Genomic DNA, 17,093 nt, shown 5'->3' with positions numbered 1-17,093 from the left:
GGAATGTTTACTTCTGTGTACCGTCAAGTACGGGTACAAAAAGACAGGGTTCTATGGTTTCGGAAGTGATGCGCCCGTTCTTTTTGTAGAAACGTGTAATGATGTGGTAGTCCGGCCCCTGTTCTATAGGTGCAATGAGTATGCCGCCTTCTGCCAGCTGTTCGAAGAGTACTTCGGGGACCTCTTTTGCCGTTGCGGAGAAGAGGATGCGTTCAAAAGGTGCATACTGTTTCCATCCGCGCTGTCCGTCGTCGAAACGGGTGAAGATATTGTGAATTTCAAGCTGGGAGAATTTGGCTTTGGCTTCTTTGAGGAGTTCATCGATACGTTCGATAGTAAAGACCCTTCGACAGATCTTGCTGAGGATTGCCGCCTGGTAGCCGCTCCCACAACCGACCTCAAGTACGGAGTCTACCCCTTTGAGCTCGAGATGCTGTGTCACTTTTGCAACGGTCAGGGGTGAGGAGATCCACTGGCTTGCCGCCAGAGGGAGGGCATCAAGATTGTAGGAAAGGTGTTTGAACTCTTTGGGTACAAAGGCTTCTCTGTCTACATTCAAAAATGCTTCTTTGACATGTTCATCCAGTAGAAAATGTTTATCTATTTCCGAGACAAGATGCTGCCGGTTCCTTGCTTTGATCATTTACTCTTTGTCCTTAGCCCTAATAATGTGCGAATTTTAGCCAAAATGTGATTAGAGGAGCCCTTAATCCATTACGATGTATCGGCGCATCTTCTTTATTTCCCTGAAATCAACGGTGCCTTCGACGGCTTCTTTGCTGTCATCCATGACCACATTGCCGTTGGGAGCAATGATGGCAGATGATTTTGCCATATCGCTGTCGGCACTGTTGGAGAGGAGGACATAGCACTGATTCATCACTGCCAGGGCCCGTGAAAGTATCTCGAGGTGTAGTTTGCGCTGTTTGCCCCATCTGGCAGTTACCAGCACAATATCGGCACCCTCTATGCGTTTCCACAGATCCTTGAAACGCAGTTCAAAGCAGATCAGCAGGGCATATTTCACCCCGTCGATCTCAAAAGGTTTGATCTTCTTTTCTCTTCCGGCCTGAAGATAGAGGTCTTCGTCTCCAAGTTTGAAAAGTTTGACCTTGTTCTGTCTGTGTACGACTTTGTGTTGATGGATCACCACGGCCTGATTGACATACTCGTCACCCTCTTTGAGGATCAGTGTGAGTACAAGGATCTGTTCATTGATCTCTTTTTTCAGTGTTTTAAGTGCCTTGGCAGAGAACATGGCTGCTGTTTCCAAATGTTCGTAATCATAGGCGGTGAGACAGACTTCGGGCGCTACAATGATCTGCTTGTCGTGATGCAGGCCGATCAGTTCGATCAGCTTGTCAAGATTTTCCTGATAGCGTTTTTTACTGGGAAGCTGTAGGACAACGGCTTCCATGGTCTTTGGTATTCTGCTGAACATAGGTGTTTCCTAAAAGTCGTCCAGATCCAGACTTCCTTTGGAGTAGTTGGTTACATTCCCCTCAAAGAAGTTGGTCTTCTGGTCATTGAATTGCGAGAAATTGTCAACCCATTTGATGGGATGTTCCACATTATAGATCTTTTCAAGCCCCACGGCATGCAGTCTTTTGTCGGCAAGGTACTGGATATACTGCTCGATGATCTCATTGGTCAGGCCCAGTATCTGTCCCTGAGTGATATAGGTGCCCCATTCGCATTCCAGCTTGACAGCATCTCTGAACATCTGGTACACGTCGTCTATCAACTCTTTGGTGAAAAGTTCAGGGCGCTCTCTTTTCGTTGCATTGATCATATTCTGGAAGAGCAGCAGGTGTGTCACCTCATCTCTCTGGATGAAACGGATCATCTGAGCGGTTCCGAGCATCTTGTCCGAACGTGCCAAGGTATAAAGGTAGGTAAATCCGCTGTAGAAGTAGATCCCCTCAAGGATCTGGTTGGCGAACATCGCTTTGACGATATTCTCATCTGTAGGATTCTCGGACAGTTCCTCATAAACTTTTGCAATGGCGTCATTCTTGGACTTGAGCTTCATGTCTCTTCGCCAAAGTTCGTAGATCTCTTCGGAGTTGGTGGAAATACTGTCAACCATGACCGCATAGCTTTGTGAGTGCAACGCTTCTTCGAATGCCTGCCTTACCAGAATGAGGTTGACCTCAGGAGCAGTAATGAAGGGGTTTAGGTTGTCAATGATATTGTTGGTCTGTAAAGAGTCCATAAAGATCAGCTGTGCAAGCACTTTGTCGTAAGCCTGTTTCTCGGCATCTGTCAACCGTTTATAGTCGTTGACATCTCTTGTCATGTCCACCTCTTTGGGGAACCAGGTATTGTTGAGCATCATCTCCCAGAGGTTGTATGCCCACTGGTATTTGATATCATTGAGTTCAAATATCCCTGTAGGGTCACCGCCGAAGATCTTCCTGTCACTGGTTCTCTCTTCGGATTCTGGGTTATATATCTTTTTACGTAACATTCATGAAATCCTTGATGCGTTTTTTGAAAACATTATACTGATTTAGACTGATTTTTTGCTACACTGCAACTATGAAAAAAATTGAAAGAACAAAACTGGAACAATTGCTGCAGATCATCCCGGATCACCCGATGATCTGCATGGCACATTTTGCTGACAGCGGTGAGGAGATGACAGAGGTATTGGCCGATTTCTGTCAACAAAAAGGGTATGAATATCAGATCAACTGCACCGAGCTTGCCTTTTATGAGAAAATGTCAGAAAAATACCGGGAAAATGAGAATGTCAAAACACTCAAATTTGCACTTGAAAGACCCCGATATATGATACAGGGGAAACTGTATGATTTTGTTTTTGTAACGGCAAAGATAGAGGATGATATGCTTGAGGACTTTGTGAAGCGATGTCACCCCATCATTAAAAATGCAGGCAACATCCTTATCTTCCTTCCCAAAAAGAGTCATACGGAACGCTATGAGTGGATGAGACTGCTCGAAGAACACTACTATGTCGCAAGCAGTACCATAGACGATATGTTCGAACATTATGATGTACTGATATCGAAGAAGATGCATGGATGGGGTGATCTCCGTTAAGCAAACGTGAACTGCTTCACGTTTGTAGGAGAGAAACCGAAGCGGTGAAGCAAAGCGACCCGCGAAGGCAGAACGATACAACAACTGCTTGTTGTTTTTAGCTACAAAGAAAATTCGTTAGGAAAACTTGAAGTACAGGGTGACCTTTCCATGAGTTTATCAAAAAGTGCTGAGGAGGTTGCACTGACTTATATAAAATGAAAAATCACCCGTTTACTTTAGAAGGTTAATCCCTGTTGCCGGGGTTGAGTGCTAAAAGGGAGAAGGGGGAGGAGGCACTCTTTTTAACCTTCTTGCTGCAAGTATATCTTTCTTTTGTGTAGTCAGTGTGTAATACCGGAACCACTTTGGATGATAGGCATTACAAATAGCTGCAGCAGTAATCCGTCACGCGCTTTACTTTTACCTGGAACTTGCTGTCTGCCGGTACGTTGAAAGATTCTCCGCCCTTGATGCTGAGCCATTCGTCACTGCCCGGCAGTTTAACATCGAGTTCACCGGAGGTGATCTCCATAAGTTCTGCAGCGGCTGTACCGAACTCGTACTCGCCGGGAAGCATGAAACCAAGTGTTTTTCTGCTGCCGTCTGGGAAGTTGACCGTACGGCTTGTGACAGCTCCGTCAAAATAGCTGTTGCCTTCAAGTTCTACATTTACATTTTCAAATTGTTTCATTGTATCTCCTTCGTTTTGGGCGTATTATATCGCTATAGTCTTAGTGGTGGTAGTAATAGTGTTCCTTGAAATAATTAGAATATACTCCACACAGATTCTACAAAATAGAAATATGATAGTATATAGAAAAATCATTATTAGGAAGGAGTCTGTCATGAATAAAGCAACGGTCACACTCACGGATAACAGAAGCGGACAAAGTTATGAATATGACATCATGGACGGGACACGCGGCCCTTCAGTGGTGGACTTGCGGAGTTTTTTTGCCGATACGGGTATGTTTACCTACGATCCGGGGTATACCTCTACGGCAAGCTGTTCTTCCCAGATCACTTTTATTGACGGTGCAAAGGGGGAGCTTCGGTACCGGGGCATACCTATCGAGAAACTGGCGACGGAACACAGCTATCTGGAGACCTGTTATCTACTTTTGAACGGAGAACTTCCCTCGAAAGAGGCTTTGCAGGATTTCGACCTTGAACTGCGCCACCGCGCCTACATTCATGAAAACCTGCGGCTTCTCTTCGATGCGTTTCCGAACAATGCGCATCCCATGGCTACCCTTTCGGCAACTATCACTGCACTGGCCTCCTTCCACAAGGAGCATCTCACTCTCGACAACGATGCGGACTATCATACCATGGCCAGCCGACTCCTTGCAAAGATGCCGACCATCGCCGCCTTTGCCTACCGGCATTCGCTGGGCATTCCCTTCATCCAGCCCGATATCGACCTGAGCTTCACGAAAAATTTCCTGACGATGATGCGCGCCTATCCGGGAGGGAAGATGCACCTTGGCCCCAATGGCCATGAGGAGATCAAAGAGGTCGAGGTCAGGGCACTCGACACCATCTTCACCCTGCATGCCGACCATGAACAGAATGCTTCGACTACGGTGGTAAGGGGAGTAGCTTCCACCGGGGCGCACCCTTACGTCGCCATCTCTTCGGGGATCGCTGCACTGTGGGGGCGTGCGCACGGAGGTGCGAACGAGTCGGTCATTGCACAGCTTGAGATGATCGGTTCGGTTGAGAATGTGGAAAAATACATTGCCAGAGCCAAGGACCCCGATGACGACTTCAGGCTGATGGGATTCGGACACCGCGTCTACAAGAACTTCGACCCGCGTGCAAAGATACTCAAAACACTGCAGGATGAGCTCAAAGAAGAACTTCAGCTCGACTCGCGCCTGATGGAGATCGCAGGGAAGATAGAAGAGATCGCCCTGCGCGACGAGTACTTCGTCTCAAGGAACCTCTACCCCAATATCGACTTCTACACCGGTATCATCCTGACGGCACTCCAGATCCCGAAAAATATGTTCACGCCGATTTTTGTCATCGGAAGAACGGTGGGGTGGATCACGCAGTGGATCGAGTTCAAAAAGGACCCTCAGTCGAAGATCGCCAGACCGAGACAGCTCTATACCGGAGCATGAAGCTAACGTACGGAAACCTTCTGCAGCGCTTTAAGCTTCTCCTCGTACAGTTTGCTTTTTTCCGTATCGCCCGTCTGTTTGTAGTAATAGCGTAACGCAGAGACGATTTGTTGGTCTCCACGGTGCCTTTTATAGGCTTTTTCAAGTACTTCAATGGCTTTTTTCGGGTCATTTTCCGCCAGGGCTACAGCATAGACGTAGGCGAAACGGGCATTGTCCGGTGAAAGTTCCAAAGCTTTCCTGAGTTCCTCCAGCGCTTTGCCGGATTCCTTGTTGCGCACATACCATAGACCGAGTGCATGATGCAATACGCCCATTTTCGGCAACAGTGCAAGTCCTTTTTTCAGAATGTCGAAAGCTTCTCTGTTTTTCCCCTGCTGCAGTAAAAAATTGCTGTAGTTGATGTAGCCCGGCACGAACTGTGGTTGCAGACGAAGGGCTTCTTTATAGGCCTTTTCCGCTTTTCCCGGCATTTTCCGATTGCTGTAGAATACCCCCAGTGACAGTTGAGACTCCGGACGTTCGGCAGTGAACAGGAGAGTCTTTTCATATTCGTCAAAGGCCTTTTCGAGTATCCGGGCAGTGTCACTGTCTACTTTTCCCAGAGGGAATGTCGAGAGTTGCCGTGCTGCTTCTATCCTGACGATCTTGATAGGGTCCTGAAGCATTTCAAAGGTCTGTTTCATCCGCAGTTTCGGGGGGAAAGCCTCCAGTGCCTGCAGCGCCGCTCTGCGTACTTTGGCATCCGAGCGTCTCAGCATCTGCAGGGTGGTTGTATAGGTCTGTTTCGAAGGGTAGTTCCCCAGGTAGGCAGTGACGGTCGCTTTGGCAATGTCCGGAGCGTTACTCGTCAGTACAGCATACAGTGTTTTGGGGGCATCCTGGGCATTTGTCCGTAGTGCCTGCAGTGCATGGGAAAAGTTCTGTTTGCCTACTGGTATCTTTCCGTACCATTTTTTCACGGCGTCAGCAGCCCATTTGGCTGTTTTGTCCGTATGGCAGAGATTACAGGCATTGGGCACCTCTTTCATTTCTACGGAAATGTCCGGTCTCGGAATACGGAACGAATGGTCGTTGCGGCTGTCCACCCCCATATAGGTGCGTGCCGGCATGTGACAGCTTACACATGAACTTCCGCTGCTTCCCTCTTTGTGTTTATGGTGTGAGGTCGCCGTATAACGCTTTTCGCTATGGCACTGGAAACAGACCCTGTCACCTGCCGCCCTGCGTTTCAGGGTATGCGGGTTGTGGCAGTCGGTGCAGGTCACTCCCTTTGCATACATCTTGCTCTGCAGAAAGGAGTCGTAGACATAGACCTCATCCTCTATTTTTCCGTCAGGAAAATAGAGCCCCTCATCAAGTAAAACTGCGAGGTAGTGGTCCGAGAATTTGTCGCCGGGAGTGAAATCATCGTCGAGCTGCGAACGTCTTGAGTGGCATTTTGCACAGACTTCTATCTCTTTGTCCGTCAAGGTTGTCCTGTGAGAGGTGCTGTTGATATCCCACTTGCCTGCTTTGTATTTCAAAGAGAGAGGAAAGCCTTTGTTGGAGATGTTCAATTCCTGGTTCTGCGTCCAGTCCAAATGTATGGAGGCAGGACCATGACAGGCTTCGCAGGAGACATTGATGCTGCTCCAGGTCGTATGGTATGACCTGCTTTTTTCATCGTAGTTCTTTTTCAGGTCCGTGGAGTGGCAGTCTGCACACATATAGTTCCAGTTCATATTCGGCCCCGTCCAGTGCAGCACATCCCCGGCTGTCACATTCTCATCGGCATGAATGTGGTACCATCGTTGCCCGCCTTCCTCTCTGCTCCGGTTGTCCCAGGTAGGGTCGAGTACCTGTATCCTGCCGCCCGGAAACTTTATCATGTACTGCTGCAGCGGGTAGATACCGAAAGTATAGGCGATCTCATAGTCATGCAGTTTCCCGTCGGGCCCGTCGGTACGCACCATGAACTTGCCCTCTTTTCTGTAGAAGGTAGAGATGATGCCGTGATAGTCGAAAGTCGTGTTGTTGAAGTCTGCTTTGACCGAGTTCTCGTCCGCTACCATCATTGCATTGGCATGGTCAGACCCCTGCCATTCGTGCACCTCTTTGGTATGACAGGCACTACAGGTTTTGTCACCGATGTATGTCGCATTATTACCCGCGAAGAGTGGGCCGGAAAGCAGCAGCATCAAGAGATTTTTTTTCATGGAATTTACTTTATATTGAGAGAGGATAAACTATCCGTATTGTTGTGCGGCAGCAGAACGATACGGTTCTGCTGCCGTTTCACAGGGGTGGCTTACAGCCCCTTGAGCATTTTTTCGATCGCGTATTTCATGCGCTCGCGTTTTGCTTCGATCGGCAGGTTCTTATAGTCTGCTTCGGCAGTGGACATCCAGAGGATGGAGCCGGTATCGGCATCCACGAGCATGAGGACCATAGCGGCTGCAGGCACGTTTTTGATCGTTGTTGCCCCCTCCTTATCGAGTTTGATCTCCAAAGCGTCCATATCCGTACCGAAGAGATACGCCACATAGAAGTCAGGGTCGGCCTTGACTTCCGTTTTTCCCTTTTTCGCCAGCGTCTCTTTGATCATCTTTTTTATACCGGCATCTACATCGACACCTTTGAGTGCCGGATCTTTCTTGGTCGTATCGACCGCCCCGCTCTCTTTGATAATCTCATAGGTCTTGTATCCTTTGAGGTTCGCTTTTTCGGATTTGACGGTCTCCACTTTGATATCGTTTGTTGAGACGCAGCCTGTCAGTCCGGTGATCATCACTGCCGCGATCGCTGTTTTTAAGAGTTTTGACATAAATTTTCCTTTTTTCTGAATTGTAGGATTATTATACAGTAGCATAGGTTAATCGGTACCTGCCCTGCTTCACCCCAAATCGCGAAATAGAAATTCACCACTCTTCACAATCATTGCATTCATGGGCTTCGCTTCCTGCTCATCACCGCACCTACGGGCACGCCTCAAACATGAAAACAAACCCCATGGACACGAGCATGGCAAAGATTACAAGAATTCTATTTCGAGATTTGGGTATATGCGGTTATGGATTGATCGTTTTTGCCAGACCGTTGTTCTTGAGCTGTTTGCTGACAAGCAGTTGTTCTCTTAAGTGCTTGAACATCTCTTCGAGCTTTCTTTTATCCAATGTTTCATCCTGCCTGGCCAATGCGTTCTCGAAGTCGTCCAATGTGTCCGTGAACTCCGGATAGTCCCTTCGGAGTTTGACAAATCCGACTCTTGCCAACTGCACATCCACACACTCAAGCCAGCGGTAGAATGCGCCATAAACTTCCCGTATGGACGCTTTGTGAAGTGTTTTGATCAGGGTATCGAACTTCCCTTTTTCACTCTCTTCGTATCGGTGTCTGTATTCGCTGATGTAACATTGGATCCTTGGGTAGAGGATCACAGCCATGATGAGTAGTAACAGGAATATCGCACCGGCGGTCAGCATCAGTTTGTGACGGGCTTTCTTTTGGGCGTCGATGGCGATCTGTGGGTCAGTGCTGATCTCCAGGCTTATGGCCGGGACGGTCTCTCTTTTGATCTTCTCATTTTTGCTGTCCCACCACAGCAGTGTGTGCGCCTCCAGGGTAATGTTCCCCTCCTGCATGGCGACGAAGGTGAACCGGTCCATTCTGGAGGCGTCATACTTTCCTTTGAGGTCCTCCTTGAGCAGAGGCTCTTTGTCATAGACGCGCAGCAGCGGTGAAGAACGGTAGTGCACGGCAGGCAGGAGTATGTCCGGTACGCCTTTGGCTTGCTGTGTAACGGTGAATTCCAGGGCATTGCCCACAATGAGTTTGTGTTTTGCGGGTTTGAGCTTGGAAGTGACCCGGTACTCCTCTGTAGAGAGTACGAAGCTGCCTTTTTTGACTCCTGTTTGCATATCTACACGCAGTTGCAACGGTTCGGTGGTAAAGGTGAAGTGCTCTTTCTTCTGTCCGTACCCCATGGAGGCGGAGAAGCTGATCTTGAAAGGTTTGATCTCCAAAGTGCCGCTGCGAAGTGGATAGAGGGCGTACTCATAGTGTACCTTCTGCCACTCTTCTCCGTCAACTTCTATGGTCTGAAGGTAGCCCGCGCTTTTGGGTGCCTGTACAATGTAGTCTGCCGTATTCTCCAACCCTATTTTCGCGTCGGTAATGGAGAAGGCACTGCTGAGCAGTTCTATGTTGACAACGACTTTCTCGGACGTGTAAAGCTTCTCATAAGGCGCGACAGACACTTTGAAATCGCCTTTGATCGCCCCTTCGGCAGCAAAGAGCATCAGACTCATCAGAGCCCAGAGCAGTAGCAGCTTTTTCATTGCTTCTCCTCCCCGAACTTGTACTGGAACGCGAATTTGTTCTTCAGGAACTCTTTGGGACCCGTTTGAAGCCTGTCAAGCCACTGTGGATTATTCTGCGCGGATTGTACTTCGCCTCTCTCCTCGACCTCTACACCTTTGTTCTCCTTGTTGTCAAAGACGATCTTGTCCGCACCCAGTTTCCCTACACCCTCTTCGCCGCTGTTTTCTACCTCTTTGAGTTTCTTTCGGGCTTCGGCGATGACAAGGTTCTCCTGCGCTTCCTTAAAGTCCGGATCGATCTTAAGTGCAAGCTCGTATGCCTTGATGGCATTGTCATAGAGTCCCAGCATCACCAGTGTATTCCCAAGGTTGAACTTGCCCTCTTTGGAAGTACGTGTCTGGTAAATGGCTTTGGCTTTTTTGAACTCGCCTGCCCTGAAGAGGGCGGCACCTTTCCAGTCACTGTTCTCAAAAAGAGCAGCGGCCTTTTTGTATTCACCTTTGTTGTAGGCACGCTGTCCCGCCTGGTCAGGTGTGATAAAGAGCCCCGAAACGCTGCCGTTGTACCCAAAAAAAAGCCACAGTACGCTAAGAAGCGCTATAACGGCGAAGGGTATCAGTGTCGGATTATACTTGAAATACATTCTCATGAGACCCTCCACAGTTCGGCGATGAAGCCCTGTCTTGCCCACAGAATCAGCAGCAGGAAGATCAACGGCACCAGCACATACCCGCCATCTTCATAGCGTGTGGCATCTTCTTTGTGTGCGTTGTGAAAGTGCTTCTCTATCATTTCGTCAATGGTTTTGACATCCTGCATATCGGGTGTGTAGCCTACATACTCACCGTCTATCAGTGATGCGGCACGTTCAAACTCCTGAGGGCTCGAGAGCTCTTTGGATGCGATACGCCAGAAGATCACCTTTTGCGACTTGGGAAAGCCTGCCTTCAGTGCTGCCTGGACAGCGGAGGGACTGACGGCATCTATCAGTATGATGATCGTACCGCTCTGGTCCTTGAGCTCTTTGCCCGCCAGCAGGAGCGCGTCCTGCAGATTGTCTCCCTCCATCGGCATAATGGCAGGTTCCAGTGCCTGGGCGAAGCTTTTTAGGATCATGTGGTCTTTGGTGGCGGGCAGTACCAGGTGAGCCGTACCGCTGTAGGCGACGAGCGCCGCGGCCGTATCTTTTCTCAGTCCCAAGAGATCCTGCATTTTGATGCCGGCTCTGGCCAGACGTGTAGGGGTGATGTCGGTGGTCAGCATACTTGGCGCCACCTTCTGTACCAGCACGACCCTGGTCAGGTCATCGGCGAAGGGGTTGGGTTTGAGTTTCCAGCTTGGTCCGCTCACTGCCAGTACCATCAGGGTCAGTACTGCGCCCAGATGCCATGGAGCGGCGATTTTGGAATGCTGCCTGTCGGGGTTGAGCAGCAAATGTTTCAGCAGCTTGGGATTGATGATCTTCTGCCATTTCCCCATGTCGTCCTGATTTTTCAGCAGCCAGTAGACCAGTGCCCAGGAGGGGATGAGCAGCAGGAGCCACTCTGGTCTTAGGAAATGAAAAGCTTCAAAGAAACTCATGCACCCCTCCTTTTATGCTGCCAGAAGACCCACGCACCCTGTAAAAGCAGCAGCAGGATCGCTGCCAGCAGCGGATAGGCAAAGAGTTCTTTGACCGGCCTGTAGCTCAACACTTTGATCTCCTTGGGTTTGAGCTTGTCTATCTGCTTGTAGATATCCTGAAGGTCATCAAGGTTCCAGGCATAGTAGAATTTGCCACCGGTAATGGCTGCGATCTCTTTAAGTGTATCCGTGTCGATAGGATGCTCTCCGGCGTTCTTGGGATCACCGATGCCGATGGTAAAGACATTCACCCCGTTCTTTGCCGCGAGCTCGGCCGAGGTCTTCGGAGGCACTTTGGAGCCCGTATCATCTCCGTCGCTCATCACGATGAGCATACGGTCTGTCACGTTGCTTTCACGAAACATTTTCACAGCCAGCCCTATGGAGTCCCCCATTGCGGTCTGCGGCCCGGCCATGCCGACACGCAGGCTGTCGAGCAGGTGTTCGAGTGCATCAAGGTCCTGGGTAAAAGGTGCCTGGACAAATGCGGCATTTCCGAAAAGGATCAGCCCTATCTTTTCACCTTTGCGTTCTTTCAGGAAATCGCGCAGTACCATCTTGACCGCTTCGAGACGATCAATGGCCTTGCCCTCTTTGTTGACGAAATCCTTGGTCATCATAGAGCCTGAGAGGTCCACGGAGATGAGCAGCTCTCTTTGCGATACATCCTTGGTGACGGGTTCGCCTATGAGGTTTGGTTTGGCCAATGCGCTCAGCACCAGAACGTAAAGAATGAAGAGAAGGAACTTCTCTCCTTTGGTCGCCCTTGAGATACCGCTGACCTCCTGCCTACTCTCCATCGCCGCATCGATGTCCTCTTTAAAGCTGATGCGCAGCGCCATTCTTTTGGAAATGTAATAGAGCGGTGCCCTGTTGATGATGAAAGGCAGAACGGTCAGTATAAAGACCCAGGGGTAGGCAAATTCTATCATGCTTTGCCTCCTTTGTGGGTACTTATCCATACCTTGGTCACCTTGTAAAGTGCGCTATGGTCTTCCGGGGAGATTTCATAGCCCGGCAGGTAAAGTACTTTGTCCGCTTCGTCGCGCAGGGATTGCGGGACTTGTGTTTGGGAATATGTTTCCATGAAGTTCCACCATGCCTCGCCGGAAAGTCTGGCGACCTGTTCCCTGCCATAGGCGGAGAGTGCCACACGCTTGGCAAGAGAGAGCAACTCCGAAGCGCTTTTCTCACTCCCGAGTTCATTCAGTGCGTCTCTTCGGTAACGGTTCCTCTGGTAGGCTTTGTAGCGCAGGAAACCGACATGAAAGAGCCAGGCCGCCAGCAGTGCCAAGAGGATGTACCATCCCGATGCCAAAGGGAAAAACCCAACGGGTTCGGGGGTGATAATATCATGTAACTTGTCGAGCGATCCCAATGCTTCGAGCGTTTTGTTCACATCGGTAGACATCAGCGTGCCCCCTGCATGTTCAACTGTCTGTAGAGCTGGTCGGCGACCGGTTCAGCCGTGGAGATACTCAGCACAGGAATGGCATTCTTTCGTGAGAGGTGCTGCATCTGCTCTTTGCGCAGCTCAAGCCTCTGGTCGAACTTCTTTTTGAAGCTGCCTGAGGTGGAATCCACATCGACCGTTTCGACACCGTCAGAGAAGAAAAGCGAAGGTGATTCCACGATCTGTTCTTCCATAGGGTCATAGACGAGTACGGCCATCACGTCGTTGTGGGCAGAGATGCGTGTCACATGTCTTCTTGTCTCTGCATCGAGCGCACGGCCGTCACCTATCATGAGGACAAGGTCGTCATGTTTGGCAAGCGAGCTGACGATCTTGAGCGCTTCGTTGAGCGTTTTGGGGGAATTGTTGACATTGGTCGCTTTGAGAAGGCGGTTCTGACGCTCCACTTCGGTGAGTATTTGCACCACCCCTTTTTTGCTGGCTGTTGCTTTGAAGAACTTTACCTCATCGTTGTTGTAGACCACCGCACCCACACGGTCTCCGGCCTGCAGAGTCTTGAAAGCTGCCAGTGCGGCAGTGTGCGCAGCGGAGACGGACTTCATGCGTTCTGTACTGCCGAAGAACATAGAGTTCATCTGTGAAACGAGCAGCCAGACATTGCGGTCGCGCTCCTCGTTGTAGACACGGATATAGGGTTTCCCGGTACGCCTTGTAGCCTTCCAGTCCATGTTGCGCGTGTCATCTCCCTGCACGTAGTGCTTGAGCTCGGAGAAGTCCATACCGCGTCCGCGCATGGCAGACCTGTTGCGTCCGCTCAGCTGAGAAGCGACAGGCGCAGTGGGGCGGATGTTGAAGGGCATTGGCATATAGCCAAAGCGGAGCAGTTCGCTCAAACTGACATAGATACCGGTCGTCTCCTCGGTAGTGTGCTGCATGGTCTTACGCCGGCAGTGCTACTAGGTCCAGAATGATATCGATGATCTCATCGTTGCTCACCCTGTCAGACTGTGCCTCATAGCTTGGCGTGATGCGGTGACGGAAGACATCATGCACAACAGCCCTGACATCTTCGGGAGTAACATAGTCACGCCCCTGCATCCATGCGTAGGTCCGGGAAGTCTGGTCAAGCGAGAGTGAAGCCCTCGGGCTCACTCCGACATCAATGTATGAGGCAAGCTTCTCGTCGTATTTCTCAGGGAAACGCGTTGCAAAGACCAGGTCGACGATGTAGTCAATGATGCTTTTGGAAGTCTGCACCTTGGCGACTTCGTCTCTTGCTGCAAAGATGGTCTCCTGTGTGATGAGATCCTCTTTTTCTTTGGGCTTTTTGGCGCTTTTTTCAGCCCGTACCAGTTCGATGACCTGTGCTTCGGAGGCTTTGTCGGGGTACTCAATGTTCACATGCATCAGAAACCTGTCCTTCTGCGCTTCCGGCAGAGGATAGGTCCCCTCCTGCTCTATGGGGTTCTGTGTCGCCATGACGATGAAGAGCTTTGGCAGCTTGTGTGTCGTGCCAGCTACGGTGATCTGACGCTCCTCCATCGCTTCGAGCATGGCCGACTGCACTTTGGCGGGAGCCCTGTTGATCTCATCGGCAAGAATGATGTTTCCGAAGATGGGACCGGGTTCGAACTTGAAGGTGTACTCCCCGTTCTCTTCGTACATATTCTCAGTACCCGTCACATCCGAAGGCAGCAGGTCCGGGGTAAACTGGATACGCGAGAACTCCGACTCGATGGCATCTGCCATGGCACGAACCGCCCTGGTCTTGGCCAGTCCTGGAAGCCCTTCTACCAGCAGATTCCCGTTGGAGAGCAACCCGATGATAAGCCTCTCTACAATGTTCTCCTGCCCAATGATAGAGGCATTCATTTTTTCCTGAAGTAGTTGGATGGATTCGAAAGGGGTCATAGTGTATTCCTTAAAATATCAATAGTGTAAATTATATCAGATTAACGTGAAAGTATTTTATCCATCAATCTTAAAATAAAAAAATAACAAATTAGAATTCAAATTCAATTCCCAAGAAAAATGCATCTCCTCTAAGACCTCGTATAGACGAGTATTCATACTCTACAAGTGCTGCCATTTTTTCATTGATCTCATAAGTAAGTCCAGCTGCTGCATCAACACCATGTTCTTTTTCATCAATATTAAAATCATCAATTGTTTCATGCTCTTTTTCATAACCTGCTTTTATAAAATACCCAAACTCTTCATTGATAGGATGTTTAAAAATAAGGTTTATTGCATAAGAGACATAAGTCGCTTTTGCTTTATCTACTTCGATCTCTCCGTGCATCTCTTCTGTACGGGTAATATCGTTTTTCCCATAGACTGTTGAAAACTCTATACCAAAATGTTCATGGAACATATATCCGATATCAAGACCCACGCCATAAGCGTTATCCCCCTCCAGTAAGGCTTCTTCTTCTCTCATATCTCCGCCCGGTGTTACCATCCCTTTGGTAACAATATAGAATGGAGATTCACTTTCCGTCTCTACTTCTATCATATTATTTTCATTCATCTCTTCAGCATAGGTCATAGTAAGTAGAACCAATGATGTCATAGTTACTTTTAATAGTTTTTGCATTTATTTCTCCTAAAATTTTTCATTCAGACTTATACTTATATTAAAAACTCATAGCCAGTCCAATAGCATATCCTGAGACATTTTCACCGAATGTGTATCGAAGAAGTACTCTTGTACGTGTGATGAAAACCGGGTAGTCACTGGAATCCAGTTCAAGGCCAACACCTACAGTGGTAAGATAATTGAATCCCAGTGCATCGCGCTGTGCTCCCAAAAAAGTGGTATTACTTCCTTCCAGGACATAGCGAAGAGGATTATTGAGCATCGTCAAACCTGTAGGTGCCCGCCACCGTGTCCAAAGGCTTATAATATTTGCGTCCGATGATCCTTCAATTGCACCATAGTCAGATCCAAAACTTCTGAGTTGTATGTTGGTATACCGTAATTCCACATCCACTTCATAGTCTTCACGGTAATGCTCCCAGTCGAGCATGATTGCTCCGCCATACCCATACGTATTCATTCGTCCATTATTTAAGAATGCAAGACTGTCAGAGTCGAGATTGAAGTGTTCTCTAAGATAACGTCCGACAAGAGAGATATCACTCTCTACATGCCCAAAGGTAAAGTTGAAGATAGGCCGCAATTTGAGTTCTTTGTTCTCGGTCAGCGGAAAATCCCATCCGATTCCTCCGGTAATGGACAAGCTGTTCCATTTCACCGGGATAGATATTTTTTCATCACCGTTGGAAGCAGCAAATTTAGGATCATAACGTGAATAGCCGACAGTACCTTCAAGATAAAGCGGGAAATCCTGACTGATCGTAAATCCGCCACCCAGTGTTGTTTGTTTAAAATCTGTATTACCCGATGCAGCATCATTGATGGAAAGTGAACTGGTAGTGACATCAGGGAGTACCGTAAAACCCATGAGGGTAAGTATGCCGTCTTTGCGTTCTTTTACTTTAGCATCATCGAGCATCAGAGGAAATTGACCTGAGGCATATGATGACAAGATGAAAACCAATACACCAGATACTACACCAAGACGCATAGATACGCTACTTTTTCAACTCGAACGGATAGACCACTTTCCAGTCATTTTTCATATCGACAATCGTCCAGTTATGCTCTTTTGCATAGTCCAGGCCTTTGTCAAGCTTTCCTACGTGTGATTTTCTGTCATACGCCCACTCTCTTTTTTCATCGGTATGATGTACATACAGTTCAAAGGTTTTGTACTGTTTATTGGCTTCTGTATATTCCATCATCGCAAAGTCACCATCAGAGTTTCCAAATGCTGCTACCGGGCGTTGACCTATATGGTAATGTATATGGACGGGCTTGCCTTCTTTGTCATCAATGGCACCCAGTTTTGCTTCTCTATAAATATGTTTATCTTTATATGTTACCTTCATGGAAGACCCTACAATCTGATAAGACGGTATGCCATACACTTCAGATGCAAACGGACGCATAAAGTCTATACCACCACCTGAGACGATGAATGTTTTAAAACCGTTGGCACGCAGATACGTTAAAAGTTCTAACATGGGTTGAAAGACCAAATCTTTATAGAGACGGTTAAAACGTGGGTGTTTCGCACTGTTTATCCACTCTTTGACTTCTTTGTCAAATGCTTCATCCGTCATGCCGCTGTGAGTAGCTACTACCAATTCAAGAAGACCTTTTGTGCCTCCTGCCATCAATGCTTTCATGTCATTTTCAAGCACAGCTTGGAAAGGTTGTGTTGTTTTCCACTCCGGGTGTTGGGAGGCTAAAGCTTTGACTCTATCCATAGCAAAGAAGAGCTGGAAATAGGCAGGTTGTTCAGACCACAATGTACCATCATTGTCAAATACTGCAATACGATCTTCTTTGGGAATAAAATCAGGGCTGTTCTTATCTGTAGTGCTTTTTACATACTCGACAATACTATTTTTGGCCGCCCCCTCGTTCCATGACGGTAACACACTCACATTTGTAGCGAACACAGACACACTTAACACACATAACGTAAACAATACTTTTTTCATACTAA

Annotated in this window: 18 protein-coding genes; 2 read left to right on the top strand and 16 right to left on the bottom strand. The window is 48.4% G+C overall.

What is annotated here, in order from left to right:
* Positions 1-7: 7 nt before the first annotated feature.
* The 3 genes from SUN_RS12495 to SUN_RS12485 form a co-directional block, all read right to left on the bottom strand.
* The gene (locus tag SUN_RS12495) at positions 8-643 is read right to left on the bottom strand and encodes a protein-L-isoaspartate(D-aspartate) O-methyltransferase (RefSeq protein ID WP_012084179.1); all 636 of its coding nucleotides are present in this window, start codon (positions 641-643) and stop codon (positions 8-10) included.
* Between the two features lie 63 nt (positions 644-706).
* Entirely contained in the window at positions 707-1,441 is a 735-nt protein-coding gene (locus SUN_RS12490; RefSeq protein WP_012084177.1) for a carbon-nitrogen hydrolase family protein, read from the bottom strand.
* Positions 1,442-1,450: 9 nt separating this feature from the next.
* Positions 1,451-2,470 (bottom strand): ribonucleotide-diphosphate reductase subunit beta, encoded by a 1,020-nt coding sequence (locus SUN_RS12485; RefSeq protein ID WP_012084176.1) that lies wholly within the window; start codon positions 2,468-2,470, stop codon positions 1,451-1,453.
* A 71-nt stretch (positions 2,471-2,541) separates the two neighbouring features.
* Between SUN_RS12485 and SUN_RS12480 the strand changes: the two genes are divergently transcribed.
* Positions 2,542-3,066 carry a hypothetical protein gene (locus SUN_RS12480; RefSeq protein WP_012084175.1) on the top strand — a complete coding sequence of 175 codons (525 nt, stop codon included), beginning with the start codon at positions 2,542-2,544 and terminating at the stop codon, positions 3,064-3,066.
* Between the two features lie 361 nt (positions 3,067-3,427).
* Here the strand turns inward: SUN_RS12480 and SUN_RS12475 are convergent, their stop codons facing one another.
* Complete coding sequence (locus SUN_RS12475) at positions 3,428-3,739, bottom strand: pyrimidine/purine nucleoside phosphorylase (RefSeq protein WP_012084174.1); 312 nt, start codon at positions 3,737-3,739, stop codon at positions 3,428-3,430.
* Between the two features lie 154 nt (positions 3,740-3,893).
* On the opposite strand from SUN_RS12475, the gene SUN_RS12470 reads away from it, so the two are divergent.
* Complete coding sequence (locus SUN_RS12470; protein ID WP_012084173.1) at positions 3,894-5,177, top strand: citrate synthase; 1,284 nt, start codon at positions 3,894-3,896, stop codon at positions 5,175-5,177.
* Between the two features lie 2 nt (positions 5,178-5,179).
* On the opposite strand, the gene SUN_RS12465 is transcribed toward SUN_RS12470, so the two are convergent.
* The 12 genes from SUN_RS12465 to SUN_RS12410 form a co-directional block, all read right to left on the bottom strand.
* On the bottom strand, positions 5,180-7,375 hold the full coding sequence (locus SUN_RS12465) for a multiheme c-type cytochrome (RefSeq protein ID WP_012084172.1): 2,196 nt from the start codon (positions 7,373-7,375) through the stop codon (positions 5,180-5,182).
* 92 nt (positions 7,376-7,467) lie between these two features.
* The gene (locus SUN_RS12460; protein WP_012084171.1) at positions 7,468-7,983 is read right to left on the bottom strand and encodes a DUF4136 domain-containing protein; all 516 of its coding nucleotides are present in this window, start codon (positions 7,981-7,983) and stop codon (positions 7,468-7,470) included.
* A gap of 244 nt (positions 7,984-8,227) precedes the next feature.
* Positions 8,228-9,496 carry a BatD family protein gene (locus tag SUN_RS12455; RefSeq protein WP_012084170.1) on the bottom strand — a complete coding sequence of 423 codons (1,269 nt, stop codon included), beginning with the start codon at positions 9,494-9,496 and terminating at the stop codon, positions 8,228-8,230.
* Complete coding sequence (locus SUN_RS12450; protein WP_012084169.1) at positions 9,493-10,128, bottom strand: tetratricopeptide repeat protein; 636 nt, start codon at positions 10,126-10,128, stop codon at positions 9,493-9,495. Before SUN_RS12450 ends, SUN_RS12455 begins: the two co-directional genes overlap by 4 nt.
* Complete coding sequence (locus SUN_RS12445) at positions 10,125-11,060, bottom strand: VWA domain-containing protein (protein ID WP_012084168.1); 936 nt, start codon at positions 11,058-11,060, stop codon at positions 10,125-10,127. The genes SUN_RS12450 and SUN_RS12445 overlap by 4 nt, the downstream gene beginning before the upstream one ends.
* Positions 11,057-12,034, bottom strand: coding sequence for a VWA domain-containing protein (locus tag SUN_RS12440; RefSeq protein WP_012084167.1), 978 nt, complete (start codon positions 12,032-12,034; stop codon positions 11,057-11,059). The genes SUN_RS12445 and SUN_RS12440 overlap by 4 nt, the downstream gene beginning before the upstream one ends.
* Positions 12,031-12,513, bottom strand: coding sequence for a DUF4381 domain-containing protein (locus SUN_RS13230; protein WP_012084166.1), 483 nt, complete (start codon positions 12,511-12,513; stop codon positions 12,031-12,033). Before SUN_RS13230 ends, SUN_RS12440 begins: the two co-directional genes overlap by 4 nt.
* Positions 12,513-13,451, bottom strand: a complete 939-nt coding sequence (locus tag SUN_RS12430; protein WP_012084165.1) for a DUF58 domain-containing protein — start codon at positions 13,449-13,451, stop codon at positions 12,513-12,515. Before SUN_RS12430 ends, SUN_RS13230 begins: the two co-directional genes overlap by 1 nt.
* A 4-nt stretch (positions 13,452-13,455) precedes the next feature.
* Positions 13,456-14,427, bottom strand: a complete 972-nt coding sequence (locus SUN_RS12425) for an AAA family ATPase (RefSeq protein ID WP_012084163.1) — start codon at positions 14,425-14,427, stop codon at positions 13,456-13,458.
* Positions 14,428-14,518: 91 nt separating this feature from the next.
* Entirely contained in the window at positions 14,519-15,112 is a 594-nt protein-coding gene (locus tag SUN_RS12420; protein ID WP_012084161.1) for a porin family protein, read from the bottom strand.
* A gap of 40 nt (positions 15,113-15,152) precedes the next feature.
* On the bottom strand, positions 15,153-16,106 hold the full coding sequence (locus tag SUN_RS12415; protein ID WP_012084160.1) for an autotransporter domain-containing protein: 954 nt from the start codon (positions 16,104-16,106) through the stop codon (positions 15,153-15,155).
* Between the two features lie 7 nt (positions 16,107-16,113).
* Positions 16,114-17,088, bottom strand: coding sequence for an HAD family hydrolase (locus tag SUN_RS12410; RefSeq protein WP_012084159.1), 975 nt, complete (start codon positions 17,086-17,088; stop codon positions 16,114-16,116).
* Positions 17,089-17,093: the final 5 nt, after the last annotated feature.

Source organism: Sulfurovum sp. NBC37-1, assembly GCF_000010345.1.
Lineage (GTDB): Bacteria > Campylobacterota > Campylobacteria > Campylobacterales > Sulfurovaceae > Sulfurovum.
This window is presented reverse-complemented; position numbering and strand designations above follow the sequence as displayed.

Excerpts from the sequence above, each read along its gene's own strand:
- SUN_RS13230 (WP_012084166.1), bottom strand. The coding sequence starts at position 12,513 with ATGTCTACCGATGTGAACAAAACGCTCGAAGCATTGGGATCGCTCGAC.
- SUN_RS12495 (WP_012084179.1), bottom strand. The coding sequence starts at position 643 with ATGATCAAAGCAAGGAACCGGCAGCATCTTGTCTCGGAAATAGATAAA.
- SUN_RS12490 (WP_012084177.1), bottom strand. The coding sequence starts at position 1,441 with ATGTTCAGCAGAATACCAAAGACCATGGAAGCCGTTGTCCTACAGCTT.
- SUN_RS12430 (WP_012084165.1), bottom strand. The coding sequence starts at position 13,451 with ATGCAGCACACTACCGAGGAGACGACCGGTATCTATGTCAGTTTGAGC.
- SUN_RS12420 (WP_012084161.1), bottom strand. The coding sequence starts at position 15,112 with ATGCAAAAACTATTAAAAGTAACTATGACATCATTGGTTCTACTTACT.
- SUN_RS12460 (WP_012084171.1), bottom strand. The coding sequence starts at position 7,983 with ATGTCAAAACTCTTAAAAACAGCGATCGCGGCAGTGATGATCACCGGA.
- SUN_RS12455 (WP_012084170.1), bottom strand. The coding sequence starts at position 9,496 with ATGAAAAAGCTGCTACTGCTCTGGGCTCTGATGAGTCTGATGCTCTTT.
- SUN_RS12410 (WP_012084159.1), bottom strand. The coding sequence starts at position 17,088 with ATGAAAAAAGTATTGTTTACGTTATGTGTGTTAAGTGTGTCTGTGTTC.
- SUN_RS12470 (WP_012084173.1), top strand. The coding sequence starts at position 3,894 with ATGAATAAAGCAACGGTCACACTCACGGATAACAGAAGCGGACAAAGT.
- SUN_RS12440 (WP_012084167.1), bottom strand. The coding sequence starts at position 12,034 with ATGATAGAATTTGCCTACCCCTGGGTCTTTATACTGACCGTTCTGCCT.
- SUN_RS12475 (WP_012084174.1), bottom strand. The coding sequence starts at position 3,739 with ATGAAACAATTTGAAAATGTAAATGTAGAACTTGAAGGCAACAGCTAT.
- SUN_RS12480 (WP_012084175.1), top strand. The coding sequence starts at position 2,542 with ATGAAAAAAATTGAAAGAACAAAACTGGAACAATTGCTGCAGATCATC.
- SUN_RS12425 (WP_012084163.1), bottom strand. The coding sequence starts at position 14,427 with ATGACCCCTTTCGAATCCATCCAACTACTTCAGGAAAAAATGAATGCC.
- SUN_RS12450 (WP_012084169.1), bottom strand. The coding sequence starts at position 10,128 with ATGAGAATGTATTTCAAGTATAATCCGACACTGATACCCTTCGCCGTT.
- SUN_RS12445 (WP_012084168.1), bottom strand. The coding sequence starts at position 11,060 with ATGAGTTTCTTTGAAGCTTTTCATTTCCTAAGACCAGAGTGGCTCCTG.
- SUN_RS12465 (WP_012084172.1), bottom strand. The coding sequence starts at position 7,375 with ATGAAAAAAAATCTCTTGATGCTGCTGCTTTCCGGCCCACTCTTCGCG.
- SUN_RS12415 (WP_012084160.1), bottom strand. The coding sequence starts at position 16,106 with ATGCGTCTTGGTGTAGTATCTGGTGTATTGGTTTTCATCTTGTCATCA.
- SUN_RS12485 (WP_012084176.1), bottom strand. The coding sequence starts at position 2,470 with ATGTTACGTAAAAAGATATATAACCCAGAATCCGAAGAGAGAACCAGT.